This is a genomic window from Pseudoalteromonas sp. M8, from assembly GCF_018141365.1.
GTDB lineage: Bacteria > Pseudomonadota > Gammaproteobacteria > Enterobacterales > Alteromonadaceae > Pseudoalteromonas.
In genome coordinates, this window is record NZ_CP047240.1 from 1,515,572 (window position 1) to 1,537,405 (window position 21,834).

Annotated in this window: 19 protein-coding genes; 15 read left to right on the forward strand and 4 right to left on the reverse strand. The window is 43.7% G+C overall.

Annotated elements, in window-relative coordinates; translation table 11 throughout:
• Window positions 1-47 precede the first annotated feature (47 nt).
• Complete coding sequence (locus GSF13_RS11435) at window positions 48-833, reverse strand: MipA/OmpV family protein (protein ID WP_010606275.1); 786 nt, start codon at window positions 831-833, stop codon at window positions 48-50.
• Between the two features lie 219 nt (window positions 834-1,052).
• Window positions 1,053-3,818, reverse strand: coding sequence for a two-component sensor histidine kinase BarA (barA, locus tag GSF13_RS11440; RefSeq protein ID WP_211868393.1), 2,766 nt, complete (start codon window positions 3,816-3,818; stop codon window positions 1,053-1,055).
• 78 nt (window positions 3,819-3,896) lie between these two features.
• On the opposite strand from barA, the gene rlmD reads away from it, so the two are divergent.
• From rlmD to eno, 5 genes are all read left to right on the forward strand, one after another.
• Window positions 3,897-5,216: a 23S rRNA (uracil(1939)-C(5))-methyltransferase RlmD gene (rlmD, locus tag GSF13_RS11445; protein WP_211868399.1), complete on the forward strand. Its 1,320-nt coding sequence runs from the start codon at window positions 3,897-3,899 to the stop codon at window positions 5,214-5,216.
• Between the two features lie 92 nt (window positions 5,217-5,308).
• Window positions 5,309-7,462 carry a GTP diphosphokinase gene (relA, locus tag GSF13_RS11450; protein WP_174168518.1) on the forward strand — a complete coding sequence of 718 codons (2,154 nt, stop codon included), beginning with the start codon at window positions 5,309-5,311 and terminating at the stop codon, window positions 7,460-7,462.
• A complete protein-coding gene (mazG, locus tag GSF13_RS11455; protein WP_211868401.1) occupies window positions 7,446-8,270 on the forward strand; it encodes a nucleoside triphosphate pyrophosphohydrolase in 825 nt (274 codons plus the stop codon). Before relA ends, mazG begins: the two co-directional genes overlap by 17 nt.
• Window positions 8,271-8,427: 157 nt before the next feature.
• Window positions 8,428-10,062, forward strand: coding sequence for a CTP synthase (locus tag GSF13_RS11460; protein WP_010369341.1), 1,635 nt, complete (start codon window positions 8,428-8,430; stop codon window positions 10,060-10,062).
• Window positions 10,063-10,304: 242 nt separating this feature from the next.
• Window positions 10,305-11,597, forward strand: coding sequence for a phosphopyruvate hydratase (eno, locus tag GSF13_RS11465; RefSeq protein ID WP_010606280.1), 1,293 nt, complete (start codon window positions 10,305-10,307; stop codon window positions 11,595-11,597).
• 66 nt (window positions 11,598-11,663) lie between these two features.
• On the opposite strand, the gene GSF13_RS11470 is transcribed toward eno, so the two are convergent.
• Complete coding sequence (locus GSF13_RS11470; RefSeq protein WP_102056442.1) at window positions 11,664-11,843, reverse strand: hypothetical protein; 180 nt, start codon at window positions 11,841-11,843, stop codon at window positions 11,664-11,666.
• A 101-nt stretch (window positions 11,844-11,944) separates the two neighbouring features.
• On the reverse strand, window positions 11,945-12,580 hold the full coding sequence (gene mutH, locus GSF13_RS11475) for a DNA mismatch repair endonuclease MutH (protein ID WP_235368090.1): 636 nt from the start codon (window positions 12,578-12,580) through the stop codon (window positions 11,945-11,947).
• A gap of 478 nt (window positions 12,581-13,058) precedes the next feature.
• Here mutH and rppH point away from each other — a divergent pair, with 478 nt between their 5' ends.
• The 10 genes from rppH (at window position 13,059) to GSF13_RS11525 (ending at window position 21,832) form a co-directional block, all read left to right on the forward strand.
• Entirely contained in the window at window positions 13,059-13,583 is a 525-nt protein-coding gene (gene rppH / locus GSF13_RS11480; RefSeq protein WP_010369331.1) for an RNA pyrophosphohydrolase, read from the forward strand.
• 15 nt (window positions 13,584-13,598) lie between these two features.
• Window positions 13,599-15,887 carry a phosphoenolpyruvate--protein phosphotransferase gene (gene ptsP / locus GSF13_RS11485; RefSeq protein WP_017218101.1) on the forward strand — a complete coding sequence of 763 codons (2,289 nt, stop codon included), beginning with the start codon at window positions 13,599-13,601 and terminating at the stop codon, window positions 15,885-15,887.
• 47 nt (window positions 15,888-15,934) lie between these two features.
• On the forward strand, window positions 15,935-16,744 hold the full coding sequence (locus GSF13_RS11490; protein ID WP_010606284.1) for a sulfite exporter TauE/SafE family protein: 810 nt from the start codon (window positions 15,935-15,937) through the stop codon (window positions 16,742-16,744).
• 9 nt (window positions 16,745-16,753) lie between these two features.
• Window positions 16,754-17,566 (forward strand): prolipoprotein diacylglyceryl transferase, encoded by an 813-nt coding sequence (gene lgt / locus GSF13_RS11495; protein ID WP_206471542.1) that lies wholly within the window; start codon window positions 16,754-16,756, stop codon window positions 17,564-17,566.
• Between the two features lie 13 nt (window positions 17,567-17,579).
• Window positions 17,580-18,413, forward strand: a complete 834-nt coding sequence (locus tag GSF13_RS11500; RefSeq protein WP_211868403.1) for a thymidylate synthase — start codon at window positions 17,580-17,582, stop codon at window positions 18,411-18,413.
• Window positions 18,414-18,421: 8 nt separating this feature from the next.
• Entirely contained in the window at window positions 18,422-19,306 is an 885-nt protein-coding gene (gene galU, locus GSF13_RS11505; protein WP_211868405.1) for a UTP--glucose-1-phosphate uridylyltransferase GalU, read from the forward strand.
• A gap of 87 nt (window positions 19,307-19,393) precedes the next feature.
• Window positions 19,394-19,903 (forward strand): hypothetical protein, encoded by a 510-nt coding sequence (locus tag GSF13_RS11510; RefSeq protein WP_010606288.1) that lies wholly within the window; start codon window positions 19,394-19,396, stop codon window positions 19,901-19,903.
• Between the two features lie 99 nt (window positions 19,904-20,002).
• Window positions 20,003-20,584, forward strand: a complete 582-nt coding sequence (locus GSF13_RS11515; protein WP_010606289.1) for a DUF4402 domain-containing protein — start codon at window positions 20,003-20,005, stop codon at window positions 20,582-20,584.
• Window positions 20,585-20,599: 15 nt separating this feature from the next.
• On the forward strand, window positions 20,600-21,046 hold the full coding sequence (locus GSF13_RS11520; RefSeq protein WP_010606290.1) for a DUF4402 domain-containing protein: 447 nt from the start codon (window positions 20,600-20,602) through the stop codon (window positions 21,044-21,046).
• Between the two features lie 63 nt (window positions 21,047-21,109).
• The gene (locus GSF13_RS11525; protein WP_017218096.1) at window positions 21,110-21,832 is read left to right on the forward strand and encodes a fimbria/pilus periplasmic chaperone; all 723 of its coding nucleotides are present in this window, start codon (window positions 21,110-21,112) and stop codon (window positions 21,830-21,832) included.
• Window positions 21,833-21,834: the final 2 nt, after the last annotated feature.

The window sequence follows — 21,834 nt, forward strand, 5'->3', positions numbered from 1 at the left end:
CCAAGTTTAACTTGGGTTTTTTATTTAATTTTAACTCAGACAACAGCCTAAAATTGATAGACTAGGCCAACATAAGCGAGGTCACTGGTGTCTCTGTCTAGCAAAGGGCTATTGGCAATAACATCATCGAGTTTAGTTCGAGTTATCCCACCAACCAGACTGAGTTGTGTTTTTATCTGATAATGCGCAGTCAACCCTGCGGAATAATTCACAGCGTCATCAGCAGTTAAGTAGCGGAATCGGCCTCGGCTAATATCGATATTTTCACCAGTTATTCCATAGATATAATTAACATAATCAGACTGCTGCCATTCTACATTACCTACTGCCGAGATTTTAAATCCTCGACCATCGTTGTAAAGTGGGATTGATACTGAAAAAGTAGCCGTGGTTGAATCTGAATTATCGGAAATATCACTGTGACCAGCGAGCGTAAACCACAGATAGGTGACGCCATAGTTAACCGTGACATCGCCATCCGGCGCGTCATATCCGTCAAAAATCTTATCTTCAGACTTTGCGTCTCGGAATACACCGTCATAGCCATCTTGACGATAGCCCAACCCAGAGTAGACAGATAAATCTTCAGTAATAGGAAAGCGGTAACCAATTAGGCTATCTTTGTTGATAAACCAATTTCCTTTTTGAATATCTATAATGGGAATTGAGATAAACTCACTGTCAATGCCTTTCCATGGCAAATCTGCAGCCGCGGCTCCTCCCCCTAAACGAACCTGCCATTCGTTAGATTTCGGCTCAATGGCATGACTAAAAGAAGCAAAGGTTAAAGTGAAGACGGCAGCAGACGTGAGTGCTGACTTGATTAGATACATACAGAATTCCTTTCGTAAGTTAAAAATTGCGAGAATTTAGAATGTAAGAAGTTTGTTACAAGACTTGGGAAAGTGCTGTTAGAAAGTGTAATAAATTGTCGGGAAACGTTGTTTGAAGTGTTATCTGTTTAAGAAATCGTTGTTGTCTTACATCCCTAATCTACTCGCCACTTCAAAAGGGTTTTTATAAAGTAGCGAGCAGATAGGTGTGTATAAGATTTAACTGAATTGAGTGAGATCAGAATCTGTTAGTAATACAGTTAGTCCATCAACCAGCTCAAATAGCTCAGGCTCGATATCACTGAGTGGTTTTTCTTGTTTTAATCCCGTTTCAATGATCTCAGCCAATTTCTTTAGGGTTGGTACGCCAGTATAACAGCAGGCACCGTGGAATTTATGAACTATTTTGAGCAGCGTCGGGAGATCCTCTGCGTCTTGTGCAGACTCCAACTGCTGCAACGTTTCGGGCACGCTAGAAAGCAGCATATTGAGCATTTCCAATGCTAAATCAGGTTTATTACCCGCTCGCTGTAATGCTAATCCCCAATCTAACATTTGGCTATTAAATGGCGGCACGCTGTGCTGATGACTCTCAATATTTTTTTGTCTCGCTACTGGTGAAGACGCGCTATGGTCGCAAATAATTTGCTTGAGCATATCTTCATCTATGGGTTTAGTCATATAGTTACTAAAGCCATCTTTAAGCAGTTGCTCTTTTTCGCCAGCAAGCGCATGTGCTGTGACGGCGATGATAGGGGTATCCTCATTTAACGACGACTCTCTTATGCTTCTACAGGCGCTTATACCATCCATTATGGGCATTTGAATATCCATAAATATCAGGTCGTATTTTCTTGATTTACATAAACTGACTGCTTGAGCACCATTATGCGCTGTATCTATTGCCTCTACTTGTTCATCTAACAATGTGCATATCAACTTCAAGTTAGCATCGTTATCGTCTGCAACCAGCACTTTAAGTGGCAGACTTGTGGCTTCGATTTCATTGGCACTCATGTCTGGATGGTCTAAACGATAAGGTGCTGCAAGCATTTCGCATAGTTTTCTGTGGTTAAGTGGCTTGCTTAAACAAGCGTCAGCTCCACTGCCAATAAGCGCCTCACGCATATTATGTGAGACGGTATTAACCATCAAATATAGGTAGTCTGCAGATCCGCGAGCTTGCTTGATGTAACTCTTAACGGTTTGCATTTGGTCGACGCTTGCCATAGATCCAATTAAACAGATATCGTAATTAAAATCTTGGCCTAAGGCAGTATCGAACTCTTCTTCGGTAAGGCAGCGAGTGACCTGCATTTCCCACGCTTGTAGTTGAGCTATTACCGCATAATGAGTATGCTCTTGTGGTTCAAAGTAGAGCACGCGTTTATTTTCAAGCGGCTTGCTTGGTAAGTTGTCGTTGTAGAGGCGGTTTGGTAATGCAAAGACCGCGTTAAATGAGAAACAGGTGCCATTTCCTGGTGCTGAGTTAAGAGTGATACGACCATTCATCGCCTCAACAATATGCTTAGTGATGATAAGACCTAGACCTGTGCCACCAAATTTACGGGTAATACTAGTATCGGCTTGAGCAAACGGCGTAAATAGTGCGTCTTGCTTATCCTGAGCAATACCGACCCCGGTATCGCTGACAGACACTAGCAACGAGGACTGAGATTCATCCATCAGACGGTGGTTAATATCCACTTTGACTGAGCCTTTTTCCGTGAACTTGATGGCATTACTGATCAGATTGGTCAATACCTGTTTAAATCGCGTAGGATCGCCAATTAAGTTGTCGGGCACTTGGCGATTAACAGAAATGGAAAACTCCAACTGCTTTTCGTGAGCGCTTGGCGCTAATAAGGTCATGACCTCATTGACGGCGTCGCGTAATTCAAACTGGATATTCTCCAGTTCCATAGCACCAGCTTCTAGCTTTGAAAAATCCAAGATGTCACTAATGATGGTAAGCAGGCTATTTGCAGATAGCTCTATGGTATCTAAATAATCTTTTTGGTGTTTATTTAATGGTGTTTTATAAAGTTGACGGGTAAAGCCTATGACACCATTGAGCGGCGTTCTAAGTTCATGACTCATCTTAGCCAAGAAATCCGACTTTACGCGGTTAGCATCTTGTGCCTCTTTTTTGGCAATATTGAGCTGAATATTCTGCGTTTCATACTGCTCTAGGGTTTCACGATAATCACTAGTTGCCTGGTCAATGTGCTTTTGCATTTCGTCTTTTTGATTGGCCATCTTTCTGCCAATAACGATCAAGCCTTGGCGCAAAAGCTCAAATTCACCCCGCATCGGCTCATTGATTGCGATGTCTTGTTTACCTTCGTTGAGCTTGTCTGTGGCTAAAATCAAATTGGCAATTGGTTTGGTTAGCATACGTGACAATCGCATGGCCAACATAACGCTAAGTAAAAAGGAGAAAATAATAACAATGGCACTCAAAATCAGCGCGCGTTGCTGCGAGATCAGTGCTTGGTCTTTACTGATCTCCACAACTAAAATCGCCAGCGTAGCCGGCTCTGCACTGTGCCAATCGGTTTTTTTTGCTAAATGGTTTTTAACTGGTGAATAAAACACAAAGGTATTTTTTAGTGTAGTGACTTCGGTGGTTTGTAGCTTTTGCACTTCACCAAAATAATGTAATTTATCGAATTCACTATGATAATTACTGGTAAGAATAAGCTGATTTTGGCTATCAAACAGCGCGATGCTTTTTACCAGTGGTGCATGTTTATTGTGTGCCTGGCTTAAAATGCGGTGTAAGTGCGCTTTATCTTGTTTTTCTATTGGGTATTCTACTGACATGGCAAGTGAATCTGCAATGCGATTTCCCTGACTTATCAGAATTTCCTCAAGCTCTACGTAGCGATTTATAGTAAAATAACCACCAAGTAGCAAGCCAACCAAAAGGGTTGGCAAAAGAGTGAGTAGTAAAATACTGTCACGCAGGTTTAATTTTGTCATAGGGTCAAAAAAGTGCAGAGAAATCTGTAACTAAGATTATCTTTTACCGACGTGATAAGCAAACAAATGAGGAACCCAATGGCACAGATTTTTCGTGCTAAGAAAGCTGCTAAGCCGTCAAAGCAAATAGAATTAAGCATAGAGTCAATGGATCATCAGGGGCGAGGTGTTGCTCGCCATGAAGGTAAGGTCTGTTTTGTGGCTGGTGCCTTGACTGGTGAGCGAGTGAGAGCACAGGTTGTACAGGCAAAGTCTAAACTGTTGGAAGCGAAGATGACCAAAGTACTTAATGCCTCCACAGAGCGTGTTAAACCGTTTTGCCCGCATTACCAGCAGTGCGGTGGTTGTAGCTTGCAGCATCAAAGTATTGATGGTCAGCTCAATGAAAAGCAACATGCAGTCGAAAAACTTTTTGCGCGTTTTGCCAACATCGAGCACTTACCTTGGCAAGCGCCGATCACCTCTATGGCGCTTCATTATCGCCGTGCAGCTCGTTTGGCATGCATTTTTGATAAACAAAGCAAAAGCGTCAAGTTAGGCTTTAGAGCAAGTCAGTCGAAGCAGATTATCGAAATAGCGCAGTGTGACGTATTGGTGTCGCCTTTTGATCGTATTGTTAACACGCTAAGTGTGCTTGCACAGTCGCTAAGTGAGTTTAGACTAATCAGTCATATTCAGCTTTGTCAGGCTGACAACTATAACTATGTGTTGTGTCGTCATACAAAGCCACTGTCCGCTTCGACTCGCGAAACGCTACAAAACGAGCTGGAAAATTGTCAGGTACTGTTTGACGATGGCGAGACGCCAGTTGTGTATTCCCAGTTGCCGCACTATCACCTTGGTGAATTTGACTTAACACTTGAATTTAAATTGAACAACTTTATTCAAGTGAATCAATCGGTAAATGAAGCAATGCTGCGCCAAGCGACAGACTGGCTACAGCTGAGTAACGATGAAAGTGTCCTCGACCTTTTCTGTGGGGTGGGAAATTTCTCTTTGGTGCTCGCAAAACAAGCAAAAAATGTGATTGGGGTAGAAGGTGAAGCGCAATCGGTTGCAATGGCTCAGCAAAATGCGCAAACTAATAAAATCAGTAATGTTCAGTTTCACTGTTTTGATCTAACCCAGTCGATTGCAGAGGCTGCTTGGTTCGACGCAAATCTGGATGTATTAGTACTGGACCCTTCAAGGCCAGGTGCACTTGAGGTTTTACAGCAGTTACCGTTGACGCAGTTTACCCGTATTTTATACGTGTCATGCGACCCAGTTACACTGGCGCGTGATTCTTTGGTAATAGCACAGGCAGGCTTTGAATTAGAGAAGCTTGGCTTAATGAATATGTTTGTCCACACGGGACATATCGAAACCATGGCGCTGTTTAAAAAGCAGTGTAAATAGCCTGAGCTATGAGGCCGTTATTGCCCGAGCATTAGGCTAGATAATTTACCCGAAAATGAGGCGGGTAAGTAATTTTAAGGAGGTATCAAAACATGGTTGCTACTCGGCAGTCGCATCAAACCACTTTGCCACTGGAGTTTGATGCGCGACTCACTATCTTAAACTTGTCTGAAGATCAAAGAGCATGGCTGCAAAAGGCCTATGAACTTTGTCCCGCGGATGAGTCAACGGAACATCTCAATAACGCCATCGAAATGGTAGAGATCCTTGCAGACTTAAATTTTGATAGCGAATCCTTAGCAACTGCGTTTTTAACTCCTTATTTTGTTGCTGGAAAGTTGTCCCTTGAGCAAGTGGAAGAAGCGCTTGGCAAAAATATCTCTCTGCTTTTAAGAGGGGTGGAGAATATGGACACCATCAGCACTTTGGCACACCAAAGCTCGGGTAAGGTACAAGTCGACAACATCCGCCGTATGTTACTTGCTATGGTGGAAGATGTGCGCGCTGTAGTGATTAAGCTTGCTGAGCAAATCTGCCATTTGCGTGCGGTTAAGAAAGCATCTGAAGAAGAAAGAGTCGTTGCTGCAAAAGCGGCTGCCAATATTTTTGCACCACTTGCGAACCGTTTGGGGATTGGCCAATTAAAATGGGAACTTGAAGATCTCTCTTTCCGTTATTTGCATCCGGATACGTATAAGTCTATTGCCAAGAAGCTTTCTGATAAACGCCTAGACCGCGAAGCCTATATGGAAAATATGGTTAATTCGGTGGCGCAAAAACTTGCGGATGCAGGCATTAAAGCGCAGGTCTATGGACGTCCTAAGCATATTTATAGCATTTATAAAAAAATGGCGCAGAAAAGTTATGAATTCGAACAGTTGTTCGACATTCGAGCGATGCGTGTGGTGGTAGATGAAATTCAAGATTGCTACGCCGCGTTGGGCATTGTGCACACCAGTTGGCGGCATTTAAACAAAGAGTTTGACGACTATATTGCTACGCCTAAGCAAAACGGCTATCAGTCTATCCACACCGTGGTATTTGGTCCTGAGGGCAAAACGGTAGAAATCCAAATCCGTACTGAGGCCATGCATCGGGATGCAGAGCTTGGAGTGGCGGCACATTGGATGTACAAAGAAGGTGCATTGCCGGGCAGAAACTCAGGATACGAGCAAAAAATTAGCTGGCTACGCAAACTGTTGCAGTGGCAAGAAGAAGTGGTAGATGGCAGTGAAATAGCAGATGAGCTGAAGAATCAGGTTGTCGAAGACCGTGTTTATGTATTCACGCCCAAGGGCGATATCTTTGATTTGCCACTAGGCTCGACGCCACTCGACTTCGCTTACTACATTCATTCTAATGTTGGACATCGCTGCATTGGTGCAAAAGTGTTTGGTAAAATAGTGCCTTTCACTTACACATTGCGCACAGGCGATCAGGTAGAGATTCTTACCCAGAAAAATGCTTCGCCAAGTCGAGATTGGTTAAACCCGTCGCTGGGATATATTCATTCTTCAAGAGCGCGCAGTAAGATCCATCACTGGTTTAAGCAGCAAGATAGAGACAAAAATCTTCAAGCGGGTAAGGAAATTTTAGATAGTCATCTGCAAAAACTAGATATTACCTATAAAGATTTAGAACCCGCGATTGACCGCTTTAACTTTAAAGAACTCGACGATTTAATGGTGGCGATTGGTGCCGGTGATATTCGTATCAATCAATTCCTGAACTACGTGCAAGATAAACCTGAGGATACACCTAAGTTAAAAATCTCCTCGCCAAAACACACTAAAGGCGACAAAAACGCAGTGGTCGTTGATGGGGTTGGCAGCTTGATGAGTCATATGGCGAAATGCTGTGAGCCGGTACCGGGCGATGAAATTGTGGGTTACATCACGCAGGGGCGAGGTATTGCTGTGCATCGCTCTGATTGTGAGTCGTTTGCTCATATTACGGATATACATCCAGAGCGTGAGATTGCAGTCAGTTGGTCAGAGGATGTTAAAGCGTCGTACGCCATTACATTAAAAATTGAAGCACACGACCGCCAAGGGCTGATCCGAGACATTAGCGCTGTGCTTGCCAATGAAAAAGTCAATGTGCTCAATATGAATGTACAAACCCAAGACGATAAAAACGTGGCGGTATTTATGATGAAGGTAGAGGTGGATGACCTTTCTGCTATGCATCGCTTGCTGACTAAATTGATGCAAATCGAAGGTGTTTTTGATGCCAAACGACTCTAAGCCTTCTACAGCAATGGGGATAGAGCAGCTGCTAGAGATTATGTCGCAGCTACGCGACCCAAGCACTGGATGCGACTGGGATAAGAAGCAAACCTTTAAAACCATTGTCCCTTATACGTTAGAAGAAGCACACGAAGTTGCCGATGCTATTGAGCAAGGCGACTTTGCTCACTTAAAAGAAGAGTTGGGGGACTTGCTGTTCCAAGTGATTTTTTATGCTCAGCTTGGAAAAGAGCAGGGGTTGTTTGACTTTGCTGACATAGTGCAAACTCTCAATGACAAATTAGTGAGACGCCACCCTCATGTATTTGAAAAGCAGGAAAGCTTAAGCGAAGCAGAGCTTGAGCAGCAATGGCACGCCATTAAACAGCAAGAAAAACAGGCACAAAAACAAGGGGCGTTCGCGGCAGATATTCCAAGCAGCTTGCCTGCATTATCAAAAGCCTACAAAATTCAAAAGCAAGCAGCCAAACTCGGATTTGACTGGCCAAGTTATCACGGCGCGTGGGATAAAGTACAAGAGGAAATAGCAGAGGTGAGCGAGGCGCTGCAAGTTGATCCACGCTCTGAACATACAGCGGAAGAGGTGGGCGACTTGTTGTTTGCAACTGTGAATGTGAGCCGGCATATAAAACGAGATCCGGAGCAGCTGCTACGTCAAGCCAATGAGAAATTTAAAAATCGCTTTGTGCAAGTCGAAGCCGTTTTGAATGAGTCCTCACTATCACTTAAAGATGCGAGCTTGGAGGAGATGGATGGTGCTTGGGAGACAGTGAAACGTCGTCAACGCAGTAAAAACAGAGACTGATTTTACGGTTTGTTCGTTATTTTAAACGACCTCCTGATAAAATATATTACCGTGCTAAGTCATTTTTAGCTGGAATGACTTAGGTGCTTTTGCTATACTATCGCCCCGTCTTGATTCTTATTTAAATTCCAATTTTCCTGAAATTTCTAGGGTTCGCATGAGTACAAAATTTATCTTCGTAACGGGCGGAGTAGTATCCTCCTTGGGTAAAGGTATTGCAGCTGCTTCTTTAGCCGCTATTTTAGAAGCACGTGGCTTGAAAGTAACGATTCTAAAGCTGGATCCTTACATCAATGTTGACCCTGGGACCATGAGCCCTATCCAACACGGTGAAGTATTCGTAACCGAAGACGGCGCGGAAACCGACCTTGATCTTGGTCACTACGAGCGTTTTATTCGCACAAAAATGACCAAGCGTAATAACTTTACACAAGGCCGTGTATTTGAAGACGTGTTGCGCAAAGAGCGTAGAGGTGAGTACTTAGGTGCCACTATTCAGGTTATTCCTCACATCACAAACGACATCAAGCGTCGCGTGCTTGAAGGCGCGGAAGGCCATGATGTTGCTATCGTAGAGATCGGTGGTACGGTTGGTGATATCGAGTCACAACCTTTCCTAGAAGCAATTCGTCAGCTAGGCACAGAGCTTGGTCGTGAGAGCGCTTTGTTTATGCATTTGACGCTAGTGCCTTTCTTAGGCCCTGCGGGTGAAGTGAAAACTAAGCCAACCCAGCACTCTGTGAAAGAGCTTCGTTCAATCGGTATTCAACCTGATATTTTGATCTGTCGTTCAGATCGTAAATTACCAGCGAACGAGCGCGCGAAGATTGCACTATTCACTAACGTGGAAGAAAAAGCAGTTATCTCGCTACAAGACGTAGACAGTATTTATAAGATCCCTGCGCTATTGAAGTCGCAAGAGCTTGATAACATCATTTGTCGTCGTTTCTACCTTGAGCGTCCGGAAGCGGATTTATCTGAGTGGGAACAAGTACTTTATCAAGAGTCAAATCCTACTGGTGAAGTGACAATTGGTATGGTTGGTAAATACATCGAATTACCGGACGCATATAAATCAGTTAACGAAGCATTGAAGCATGCTGGTTTGAAAAACCGTTTAACGGTGAATATTGAATATGTTGACTCTCAAGATATCGAGAGCAAGGGCACTGAGTTACTTGAGCACCTTGATGCTATCTTAGTACCTGGTGGCTTTGGTAACCGTGGCGTTGAAGGTAAGATTTTAGCTGCAAAGTATGCACGTGAAAACAAAGTACCATACCTAGGTATTTGTTTAGGGATGCAAGTTGCGCTAATCGAGTATGCACGTAACGTTGCAGGTCTTACTGGTGCTAACTCAACTGAATTTGATCTTGAAAGCCCACACCCAGTGGTTGGTCTGATCACTGAGTGGTTAGATGCAGATGGTAAGATTGAAGTACGTGACCACGACTCTGATCTTGGTGGCACTATGCGTCTTGGCGCGCAGCTTTGCCACTTAAAAGAGGGCTCTAAGGTGCGTGAAGTATACGGTAATGCCGAAATCGTTGAGCGTCACCGTCACCGCTACGAAGTAAACAACAACTATGTTGCTGAGCTTGAAAAAGCGGGTCTGCAATTTACTGGTCTGTCAGAAGACAAGAAACTAGTTGAGATTATCGAGAATAAAGATCACCCTTGGTTTATCGCGGCTCAGTTCCACCCTGAGTTCACGTCAACGCCTCGTGATGGTCACCCATTATTTGAAGGTTTTGTTGCGGCGGCATACAGCCACCAAAAAGCATCTTCGTAATAAGAAAAAGCCGTGCTCTTGCACGGCTTTTTTGTTGCAGAAGGTTTTGCAATAGGCGCTAAGAGTAGTGTTTATCGCCAAACTTTTTCTTATCTGCCGGCGCGTCAATGTGATACGTGTAAATTCTTCACTTTGCGAAGCAACAGAGATAAGGCAAACTTTAAAGCGGGTTTATTGACCCTGAATTCGCCTGCGACAGAAGCAGTGCAACACACACCACTTTGGGAATAAGAGGAATCAAGATGTCAAAAATCGTTAGAGTGATTGGCCGTGAAGTTATGGACTCACGCGGTAACCCAACAGTAGAAGCGGACGTACACCTAGAGTCAGGTGCATGGGGCCGTGCATGTGCGCCATCAGGTGCATCTACGGGTACCCGTGAAGCACTAGAGCTACGTGATGGTGATAAGTCTCGTTACTTAGGTAAAGGTGTATTAACAGCGGTAAACTACGTAAATAACGAAATCGCGGCAGCACTTGAAGGTCAAAACGCGCTAGAACAACGTGCAATCGACCAAATTATGTTGGACTTAGACGGCACTGAAAACAAAGAAAAACTAGGTGCGAATGCCATCCTTGCGGTATCTCTAGCAACAGCAAAAGCAGCTGCACAAGACAAAGGCGTGGCGCTATACGAGCATATCGCAGACATCAACGGTACAGCAGGTCAGTACTCAATGCCAGTTCCGATGATGAACATTATCAATGGTGGTGAGCACGCGGATAACAACGTTGATATTCAAGAGTTTATGGTTCAGCCTGTTGGCGCAAAGAGCTTCCGTGAAGCACTACGTATGGGTGCTGAAATCTTCCATAGCTTGAAAAACGTACTTAAGTCACGTGGCCTGAACACTGCTGTTGGTGATGAAGGTGGTTTTGCTCCAGACCTTAAGTCAAATGAAGAAGCGCTAGAAGTGATTGTTGAAGCGGTTGCAGCAGCTGGCTACGAAATGAACAAAGACGTAACACTAGCACTTGACTGTGCAGCGTCTGAGTTTTATGTCGATGGCAAGTATGACCTAAAGGGCGAAGGTAAAACATTCGACTCGGAAGGTTTTGCAGGCTTCTTGGCCGATCTTGCAGCACGTTACCCAATTGTATCAATCGAAGATGGCCTAGACGAAAGCGACTGGGCTGGCTGGAAAGTCCTAACAGATAAAATCGGCGATAAAGTTCAGCTAGTGGGTGATGATCTTTTTGTTACTAACACTAAGATTTTAAAGCGTGGTATTGAAGAAAGCATTGGTAACTCAATCTTGATTAAATTCAACCAGATTGGTTCACTGTCTGAAACGCTTGATGCCATCAAAATGGCGCAAGATGCTGGCTTTACTGCCGTTATTTCACACCGCTCTGGTGAAACTGAAGACGCAACCATTGCTGATTTAGCAGTGGCGACAGCGGCAGGTCAAATTAAGACAGGTTCACTTTGTCGTTCGGATCGTGTAGCTAAGTACAACCAGTTACTACGTATTGAAGAAGCGCTAGGTGAAAAAGCGGTATACAAAGGCCGTAGTGAAATCAAAGGTCAGTAATTAGCATTACTTGATGTATTGTAAAAACGCCAGTTTAGTTACTGGCGTTTTTGTTCCTAACGTTCATCACCAAACTTCACAATGCCCTTGGCCATATCGGAATGTCCAACAGACTTGAAGTGAATTACAAGTATCATCCATCGTTGCTGCTCCATTACCTCCAGCAACAGCTGGTGTCATCTTGGTCACAAGTATTTTGTTCACACTAAGTTCTTTAATCGATTTTTTGTTGAACTTTAATTTCATTGTCGTTTCCTTCTATAAAAAATATAAATGTTAACCAAATCCATACAAGATGTTGGTTGTGTTACATTTGTACTTTTTGTATAAAAAGTCAACAGGTGTTTTTAAGCACCAAACTCTTGCGCTAATATCGATTGGGTGAAGTTAATTTTCAAATAAAAACCTCTTGGCAAAGTTTGCACTATTTTACCGTTAGGCCCTATTGCGTCGGTAAGCGCTTTGGCATTTGCCGCTTTTGGCCTTATCTGCATGACTTCTCCAAGATGCCCTGAGATTTCCTCTACATGGCCCGTAGCGATTAACTCGATTTGCTCTTCCCAGTCTCTTCGTAACAATTGTTCTTGATGCGCGTCTGGCCGCCATAAGAAGCCGTGTCCAATAACCCTATCTATTAAAGGAATTTCTCGCTCGGCTAATATGGGTAGCCAAAGAACGTGAGCTAATTTCTTTTTAACACTCGACGCTTCCCATGTTAATCCTGTTAACTGAGTCAGCGGCACGACAGAAACATAGGTGGTCTCTAGCGGTTTGCCTTGATAGCTTATGGGCAAAGTCTTGAGTTCAACGCCAATATGCTCAAAATCAGGCACAGGCTTTGAGCCCGCGGTGGCACCTAAGGCCGCTTCTATGAGTTGTCCTACCCAGCCTTTCTCTTTGAGCAAGTCTTGTGGTGTTTTAAACGAGAGCTGATGAGCGAGTTCACCTAATGTTAAACCGGCTATGTTTTCAACACGCTGCATAAGTTCGCCCACAGAGCGTGGTGGTGTAACTGATGGCAAGCGATACTCCTGAGTCTATCCCCTAAAAACACGATTATAAAAGAAATCATGTGGTGAAGTAAGTTGGTTATTTTGCACTCAACTTAAGTGTGGTTTGTTATTTCAACATATGGTTAAAGTAATAACTTTATTATCTATATGATAAATATGAAGTTATTTTTATTTTGCTACAGTCAGAGCGGCTTGGAAATCTTATGGCTTTGGATAAATACAAGACTATAAACATAATTATCCACAGAATATGTGGAAAACCTGAGGTTTGAAGTGTGTAATTGTGGATTTGTTCGTAATTTGAACTGAAAAACACTTAGTTATGCACAAGTTGTGGGTAACTTGAGAGTATGCTGAGATAATTTAGGTATAGAATGGAATTAAATTTGCCGTGGCGCGGGAGTTGTGGAACAATCATTAAAAATCGACTTATAAATGAGGCACTAAGGTGATTGATGCCGAAGGGTTTCGTGCCAATGTCGGAATAGTGATTTGTAATAATCAGGGGCAGGTTTTTTGGGCCCGTCGTTACGGACAACACTCTTGGCAATTTCCTCAAGGCGGAATAGATCAAGGGGAAACACCTGAGCAAACGATGTATCGTGAACTTCATGAAGAAGTTGGACTTAGGCCAGAAGATGTTGAAATAGTAGCAAGTTCTAAACATTGGTTACGTTACAAACTACCAAAAAGGTTAATTAGACGAGATTCAAGCCCAGTCTGTATCGGGCAAAAGCAGAAATGGTTTTTATTGAAACTTAGGTGTAAAGATGAAGACGTAGACTTATTACGTACGCATCACCCTGAGTTCGATGATTGGCGCTGGGTTAGCTATTGGTATCCAGTACGTCAAGTTGTATCGTTTAAGCGTGATGTCTATCGTCGAGTGATGAAGGAATTCGCTCCGTTTGCGATGCCATTTGGTAAACGTGAACAGCAAGGGCAAAAGGATTTCTGGCGCACAAAACGATAAAAATAGGAGCAGCAGGTGTTAGCAACGTTAAGATCGATTGCTGAGTCAGTGGCACAGCAAAGTGACCTACAAAGCGCGTTAAATTGCTTTGTTACTATGGTCAAAGATGCCATGCACACTGAATGCTGCTCAGTTTATTTTGCCGATTACAGTCAAGATAACTTTATCCTGATGGCAACGGATGGCTTAAATCCTGAAGCAATCGGAAAATTCCGCATGGGATTTACCGAAGGCCTAGTCGGTCTTGTTGCCCAGCGTGAAGAGCCAATTAACGTTGCCCACGCCCAATCACACCCAAGATTCAAACTGTCACCTGAGGTCAATGAAGAAGGCTACAATGCTTTCTTATCAGTACCTGTTGTACACCAGCGTAAAGTGCTTGGAGTTATTGTGGTGCAGCAAAAGATTGCTCGTGTATTTAGCCATGATGAAGAGTCCTTTCTTATTACGCTTTCAGCGCAATTGGCTTCACAGCTTGCCAACACCGAGATCCAAACTTTACTTCAACAAGATGCAAGCAGTCACAGAACCTCAGTGTTAAAAGGGGTATCAAGTGCTCCAGGTATTGCCTTAGGCGATGGTTATGTGGTGTTACCCCATATTGATTTTGCGAGTATTGAACCACAGCATAGTGACAATATTCAGCAGCAAATTCAGCTGTTTCATCAAGCGGTGGCCGCGACTCGGCAAGAATTCCATATTTTAGCCAAAACTCTGAGTGATGATATTCCAAAAGAAGCGGTAGCTGTGTTTGAGGTTTACCAACAACTTTTGGATGCCAAGAGTTTAGGTAAACAAGTAGAGTCTGAAATACAACAAGGCTGGAACGCGAAAACAGCGCTAAAGCTTGTTATCGAAAAGCTTGTGGCTCAGTTTGATATGATGAGCGACCCTTATATCAAAGAGCGTGCGATTGATGTTAATGATATTGGCCTGCGCGTGCTCCAGCATTTAGTCTCAACTGAACAAGCTGTTAAACACTATCCAGATAATACGATTCTAATCGCCCATACTTTGACTCCAACTATGTTAGCGCAAGTACCAAAAGAAAAGCTCAAAGGGGTCGTCAGTGTGCATGGCTCGGCCAACTCTCATGCCTCCATTCTCACTCGTGCGATGGGCGTCCCCGCTATTTGGGGCATAGAAGACATTCCATTATTACAGTTTGATGGTAAGTCTATGATCATGGATGCGTATTCTGGGCGGCTTTATATTTCGCCTTCGCAAATGTTGGTCAATGAGTACGTTGAAATCAAACGTAAAGACAACATTCTGCATGATAAGTTTGAAGCGGAACATGATTTGCCGCCTATTACACTCGATGGTGAGCGTATAAATTTACTCTTAAATGCTGGGCTTGATCTATCGACCGAGACATTAAGCGCCAGTTATTGCGATGGCGTTGGTCTTTATCGAACTGAGTCTTGGTTTATGCAAAAAGGCCAATTCCCAACACAATCGGAGCAAGAAGTCTGGTATCGCGAGGTGCTATCACGTTATCACCCTGAGCCCGTAGTGATGCGGACTTTAGATATCGGTGGCGACAAAATTCTAGATTACTTTGATATCAAAGAAGAAAACCCATTTTTAGGGTGGCGGGGCATTCGTGTATCGCTGGATCACCCCGAGCTTTTCTTGGATCAAATCAAAGCGATGATCAAAGCAAACGCAGGTCTTGGCAACTTACAGATCATGTTGCCTATGGTGGGTCATAGTGAGGAAATAGATGAAGCGATGGCACTCATTGAGCAGGCTTGTTTTGAGTTGCAAGACGAATGGGCCGATCCTTTTTATACCATCGACCGACCAGAAATCGGCGTGATGCTCGAAGTACCGTCTAGCGTGTACTTGTTACCTGAGTGGTCGAAAAAAATTGATTTTTGCTCTGTGGGCAGTAACGATTTGACGCAGTATTTATTAGCCGTTGATAGAACCAACGCGCAAGTAGCGGATCTTTTTGACCCTTATCACCCCAGTGTATTACGAGTGTTAAACCAGATTGCACAGCAGTGTGAATTACACGAGCTGCCTTTTAGCCTGTGTGGAGAATTAGGCGGTGAGCCTGAGGGAGCAATCTTGCTTATTGCAATGGGGTATCGCCGTTTGAGTATGAATATTTCATCACTGAACAAAGTAAAATGGGTGTTACGTAGACTGAGAGTAACGGATATGGAAGCTTTACTTGAAAATTGTTTAGCACAGCCGTCATCTAAGCAAGTGCGCCGAATTATTAAAGAATTTATGATAGAACATCATTTTGCAGAATTACTCTATACCAGCCACCAAGCAAAGGGTGCTTCTTAAGGCTATTTACGCTACCATTACGGCGCTATAAGAATAAGAGCTTGTTGATGGAAACTATTATACTCATCGTTGTACTTTGCGCTTTGCTCGGCTGTGCAGTTGGCTTTTTGGCAGGTCTACTTGGTATCGGCGGCGGGCTGCTGATAGTCCCTATTTTATCTGTCATCTTGACCAAATTTAATGTTATACCCACAGATCAAGTGGTGTTAGTTGCAATTGCGACGTCTCTCGCCTCCATTATTTTCACTTCGACATCTTCAGCCAAAGCACATCATAAAAATGACAATGTTCCATGGCACATTGCTCCATGGGTGATGTTAGGTGTGGCAGTCGGCGCGTTGGGCAGTGGTTTTGCCGCAGTGATGTTGCCTGAAAAACTCGTCAGAATTATTTTTGTGGTTAGTGTTGTGGGCATTGCATTGAAAATGGCTTGGAGTTCCAGAAGACCGCCACAATCAACCAGAGCTATACCGCAAGGACCGATACTTGCGATGCTAACCTCGGTAACGGGGGCGCTGTCTGCAATGATTGGTATCGGCGGGGGAGCATTAATCGTCCCACTACTGACATTTTTCTCTGTTGATATGAAAAAAGCGATAGGATGTGCGTCTGCCAGTGGTATTGTTATCGCTATCTTTGGCTCCTTTGGCTATATCGCCTCTGGCAGCCAACATGTGGATATTGAGCATGGATTTTTAGGTTTTGTCTATTTACCGGCTTTGTTTGGTATAGTGGCAACTTCATGGTTTATGGCGCCTATTGGTGCTAAAGCTACGCACCACTTACCAGTCACAACGATTAAGAAAGTGTTTGCGGCGTTACTCATTGTTATCGCTGGCAATATGTTAATGAATTAAGGAAAGGCTATGGCTTTGCAGTTTCCACAGATAGACCCTGTGATTTTTTCCATCGGACCGTTAAGTGTTCGTTGGTATGGATTAATGTATTTAATCGGCTTTATGTTCGCCATGTGGTGGGCAGGGAAAGAAGCAAAAAAACCAAACTCTGGTTGGAATAAAGACCAAGTTGGCGACCTAGTTTTTTACTGTATGCTCGGTGTGATCTTGGGCGGGCGAATTGGTTACGTGTTGTTTTATCAATTCTCTCATTTTATTGAAAACCCGCTTTATTTGTTTAGGGTGGACCAAGGCGGTATGTCTTTCCATGGCGGTGCATTGGGCGTTATAACGGCAATTATCGTGTATGCGCTTAAAAACAAACGTTCGATTTTATCGGTAGGTGACTTTGTCGTTCCTATGGTGCCTGTTGGGCTTTTTGCTGGTCGTATCGGTAACTTCATTAATGGCGAATTATGGGGTCGCGTAACGGATGTTCCCTGGGCATTTATTTTCCCAACGGGCGGACCACAGCCGCGCCACCCATCACAACTTTATGAAGCGTTTTTTGAAGGGTTGGTATTGTTTGTGATGTTGGTATGGTTTAGGAAAAAACCGCGCCCAGCGGGCAGCGTAGCAGGTCTATTTTTAGCCGGTTACGGTGTCTTCCGCTTCTCAATCGAGTATTTCCGTGAACCAGATGCACATATTGGCTTATATGGTGGCTTTATTTCTCAAGGTCAGATCTTATCCCTCCCTATGGTGATTGCAGGCGCTATCCTTATGGTATGGGCATATAAGCGAGAAAGTAGCAACCCATCTAACGAGCAAGTTAAAAGTTAAAGAGTAGCGAACAATGAAGCAATATTTAGAACTGATGCGCCATGTGCGTGATAATGGCACAAAAAAAGAAGACCGCACTGGCACTGGCACAGTGAGTGTTTTTGGATACCAGATGCGCTTCAACTTGCAAGAAGGCTTTCCGCTTGTAACGACGAAAAAGTGTCATCTACGCTCGATTATCCACGAGCTACTTTGGTTCTTGCAAGGCGATACTAACATCAAATACCTAAAGGAAAATGGCGTTAGCATTTGGGATGGCTGGGCAACGGATGAAGGGGACTTAGGGCCAGTTTATGGCAGCCAGTGGCGCTCTTGGACGGGGCCAAATGGTGAAGTGATAGATCAAATCAAAGATGTTGTAGAGCAAATCAAAACCAACCCTGACTCTCGTCGCCTGATTGTGAGTGCTTGGAACCCTGCGCTTTTGCCTGATACTAACTATTCACCGAAAGAAAATGCAGCGATGGGCAAACAAGCGTTGCCACCTTGCCACACGTTATTCCAATTTTATGTACTAGATGGCAGGCTTTCTTGCCAGCTTTATCAGCGCAGTGCGGATATTTTCTTAGGTGTGCCCTTTAACATCGCAAGCTATGCGCTGTTAACGATGATGATTGCACAAGTTTGTGACTTAGAAGTGGGGGATTTTGTACATACCTTCGGCGATGCCCATTTATACCTAAACCACATGGAACAAGTTGAAGAGCAGCTAAGCCGAGCGCCGTTTGCGAAGCCGCAAATGCAGATCAACCCTCAAGTAAAAGACATATTTGGTTTTAAGTTTGAAGACTTTGAACTGGTGAACTACGAATGTCACCCGCATATAAAGGCACCAGTCGCGATTTAGGAACATTTATGAAAGCCGTTATTCCAGTGGCGGGTCTTGGCACCCGCATGTTACCAGCAACGAAGGCCATTCCAAAAGAAATGCTGCCAATTGTCGATAAGCCTCTGATCCAGTATGTGGTAGATGAAGCAGCGGCCGCTGGCGTCAAAGAAATTGTCCTGGTAACCCATTCAAGTAAAAACTCAATTGAAAACCACTTTGATAAAAGCTTTGAGTTGGAAGCAACACTGGAAAAACGGGTTAAGCGTCAGCTGCTAGAAGAAGTACAATCTATATGCCCCAAAGGCGTTACGCTGATCCATGTGCGTCAAGGTGAGGCTCGTGGCCTTGGTCATGCCATCAACTGCGCTGCACCTGTGATTGGCGATGAGCCCTTTGTGGTTATGCTGCCCGATGTATTGGTCGATGACGCTGCATGCGATCTAACAAAAGATAATCTTGCTGATATGATCGCGCGTTTTAAAGGGTCAGGTAATAGCCAAGTGATGGTAGAAGCGGTAGCGCCTGAACTCGTCTCCCAGTTTGGTATTGTGGATTTGGGAGGAGCAGCACTCGCGCAAGGAGAGTCAGGCGCAATGCAGTCTATTGTCGAAAAGCCTGAACAACAAAATGCGCCTTCAAACTTAGCCGTTGTTGGTCGTTACGTACTTAACAAATCTATTTGGCCACTTTTGGCAAAAACACCGTTAGGTGCTGGTGGCGAAATTCAACTGACCGATGCGATTGCTATGTTGATGGAGCGAGAGCAAGTGGATGCATACTCGCTACGTGGAAAAAGCCATGATTGCGGAAGTAAAATTGGCTATTTAAAAGCGATAGTTGAGCATGCGATGCGAAGAGAAGAGTATTCGACTGAGCTTGCTTCTCTTATCGATTCTATTGCAAAAAGTTAAATGTACCGATATTTGCGGTAAAAGCATTTGGTTATTTACCGCGATTTATGTACCATAGCAGAAAATGGATTTTTGTTATAACTTATTGTGAATATTCAGTTTTTTAAACTTATACTACTCGGCTCTGTAATCACCTTAGGTGGCTGTAGTCATTCAGTTCAGCAGCCCTCGCAGTTAAGTGAACAACAGCTCAAAAGTATTAAGCGATTGAGCTCGTTAGAAGAGGATCTCTCAAACCTGCTGACTTTGTTAGAGTCTCAAGCTAGCGTCGATAATATCCAAGCAGCATCGACTACTGACGTAGAGGTTAAGCGTTATTCCGCCAGTAAACAAAAGGCGAATCAAACGACTGGAATTCAACTCAAGTTGTTTCCAATATCCATCAATTCCATGCCTCAAGTTGAGCAACATCAAGCGCTATTAGCGGCAGTAAAGCGAAAGTTTCCTAGTATATTCTCTGAGGCCGAATTTCGAATTCAAGCATTTGAAATGCGGGATTGGGCAACAGTTTCTGGATTAAGATCAACTCAAGAAGCAAAAATCTACTGTAGACTATTTTCTATCCAAAGCATTGATTGTAGGAGATTAATGCTTTAATTTTTACTAAAGTTTTCCCATTTGGGAACGATAAACAATAAGTCACCAAAAAAATGGCATTGCGGTGATGATAAAAATGACTCCTAAAGGAATTTAAAGATGAAAACACTGATTAAATCTGCGCTTGTTGCAAGCTCTATTTCCGCTGCTTTACTTACTTCTTCAGCAATTGCTAAAGATACTGCCCGTCTTGAAGTTAAAGTAGAAGTTAAAAACTTATTTTCAGCGGAAGCTGGTGATCCGCTTGATTTCGGTATCATTCGAGTACAGGGCGATGCAGCTGATGTCGCCACGATGAAGATTGAGGCGGATCCAACACTGACCGATCCTGAAATCAAGAATACTGGTGACGCAGTAATAAACCTTATTAGTACAGGTGGAGCAGGCTCTATCAATATCACTGATGCAGCGCCAAACACTGAGCTAACGATTACAGTTCCGGCCGCAACTACGGTTGATAGCGTGGGTAATGCCTCTTTTGATTTAAAGGATTTTGAGTTTTATGTGGTAAGTGGTGCACAGCCTAATAGTGAAGTGACAAACAACAAGTTTAGGGTTGATGCAAATGGTGCCGCAACGCTTTCCGTTGGTGCGACATTAAGTACGAAAGCACTTTCTGGAACAGATACGTATGGTGGTGGTGTATACACCAGTAAAGTTGATATCGAAATCGCTTACTAAAACATGTGGCGTTACATGGTACTGGCATTGCTTTTTGCCAGTCACTTGGCCAAAGCTCAAGATATATCGGTCGTTAAGAAATTGAGCTTTGGCACTATTGCGATTATTGACCAAAATAGCGCAGGCACTGTGACAATAGAACCTAATGTTAGGCCACAAACCTCAAGCAATATTCTATTCGTAGAGTTTGGTCATGCGGCAGAAATCCTCTTGACCGATTTTCCTCACAATCGCCAAATTAGCGTCCAATCTACCATTTACAACGACTGGTTTGGATATTGGAATCTTGGTGCATCCGATGCCTTCCAATTGACAGAGCTGTATCACGAGAAGGCGATTTACACCGATAGTGTTGGGTCTGGTGAGTTTAAGGTCGGTGGTCAATTGCGCTTTGCTGGCAATGGTAAATCGCTATCGGATGGAGTGCAAACCTTGAACGTTGAAATAACTTTGTCTTACTAAATTATGAATAAATTAATATTAACGCTGCTTTTGTTTTGTTGCTGTAAAGTAAGCGCCAATCTGATGATCACCCCAACACGGGTTGCTTTCGAAGAGCGTCAGAGAATTGAGAGGGTTACAATCATTAATAATGGTGATGTGACCAAATCTTATCGACTTGAATTTCAAGAGAAGCTAGCACTTAAAGAAGGTGGTTATGCCAACTTTGCCGAGCAAAAAATGAACCCTATGGCTGCAAGCCATTTCATTCGTATTTCACCTAGGCAAGTAACACTAGGGCCTGGTGAGCGTCAGGTAATAAAGCTGGCTGTGCGCAGAAAGGCGAATATGGAACAAGGAGAGTATCGCTCACATTTGCTTTTTAGGGAGCTGCCGAATAATAAAGGCAAGCTGCAAGAAGGTATCAATATTGACGTGCTGATGAGCTATAGCATTCCGGTGATGCTACGAGTTGGCGATGCGAACCCGCAAGTACAGCTTGAGGATGTCATTGTAAGCAACGCGAAAAATGGTCGTCAGGCAATTACGGTACTACTTAATCGAACTGGGAAATATAGTAGCTTTGGCGAATTATCCGCTTATTGGCAGGGGAAAAATGACGTTAAACCGGTGCGGATCGGAGTATTAAATAAGTTTGCCGTATATCCAGAGCTTAATCAAAGGAGTGTAGAATTCTCGATAGACCCTGCAATTAAGCTTGGGCCATCAGGCAAGGTCTTAATCAAGTATGTGGGTGATGAGGAGTACACTGACCGCACCTTTGTAGATGATTCGGTATCTTTGTAGTT

Excerpts from the sequence above, each read along its gene's own strand:
- GSF13_RS11435 (WP_010606275.1), bottom strand. The coding sequence starts at position 833 with ATGTATCTAATCAAGTCAGCACTCACGTCTGCTGCCGTCTTCACTTTA.
- barA (WP_211868393.1), bottom strand. The coding sequence starts at position 3,818 with ATGACAAAATTAAACCTGCGTGACAGTATTTTACTACTCACTCTTTTG.
- rlmD (WP_211868399.1), top strand. The coding sequence starts at position 3,897 with ATGGCACAGATTTTTCGTGCTAAGAAAGCTGCTAAGCCGTCAAAGCAA.
- relA (WP_174168518.1), top strand. The coding sequence starts at position 5,309 with ATGGTTGCTACTCGGCAGTCGCATCAAACCACTTTGCCACTGGAGTTT.
- mazG (WP_211868401.1), top strand. The coding sequence starts at position 7,446 with ATGCCAAACGACTCTAAGCCTTCTACAGCAATGGGGATAGAGCAGCTG.
- GSF13_RS11460 (WP_010369341.1), top strand. The coding sequence starts at position 8,428 with ATGAGTACAAAATTTATCTTCGTAACGGGCGGAGTAGTATCCTCCTTG.
- eno (WP_010606280.1), top strand. The coding sequence starts at position 10,305 with ATGTCAAAAATCGTTAGAGTGATTGGCCGTGAAGTTATGGACTCACGC.
- GSF13_RS11470 (WP_102056442.1), bottom strand. The coding sequence starts at position 11,843 with ATGAAATTAAAGTTCAACAAAAAATCGATTAAAGAACTTAGTGTGAAC.
- mutH (WP_235368090.1), bottom strand. The coding sequence starts at position 12,580 with ATGCAGCGTGTTGAAAACATAGCCGGTTTAACATTAGGTGAACTCGCT.
- GSF13_RS11490 (WP_010606284.1), top strand. The coding sequence starts at position 15,935 with ATGGAAACTATTATACTCATCGTTGTACTTTGCGCTTTGCTCGGCTGT.
- lgt (WP_206471542.1), top strand. The coding sequence starts at position 16,754 with ATGGCTTTGCAGTTTCCACAGATAGACCCTGTGATTTTTTCCATCGGA.
- GSF13_RS11500 (WP_211868403.1), top strand. The coding sequence starts at position 17,580 with ATGAAGCAATATTTAGAACTGATGCGCCATGTGCGTGATAATGGCACA.
- galU (WP_211868405.1), top strand. The coding sequence starts at position 18,422 with ATGAAAGCCGTTATTCCAGTGGCGGGTCTTGGCACCCGCATGTTACCA.
- GSF13_RS11515 (WP_010606289.1), top strand. The coding sequence starts at position 20,003 with ATGAAAACACTGATTAAATCTGCGCTTGTTGCAAGCTCTATTTCCGCT.
- GSF13_RS11520 (WP_010606290.1), top strand. The coding sequence starts at position 20,600 with ATGGTACTGGCATTGCTTTTTGCCAGTCACTTGGCCAAAGCTCAAGAT.
- GSF13_RS11525 (WP_017218096.1), top strand. The coding sequence starts at position 21,110 with ATGATCACCCCAACACGGGTTGCTTTCGAAGAGCGTCAGAGAATTGAG.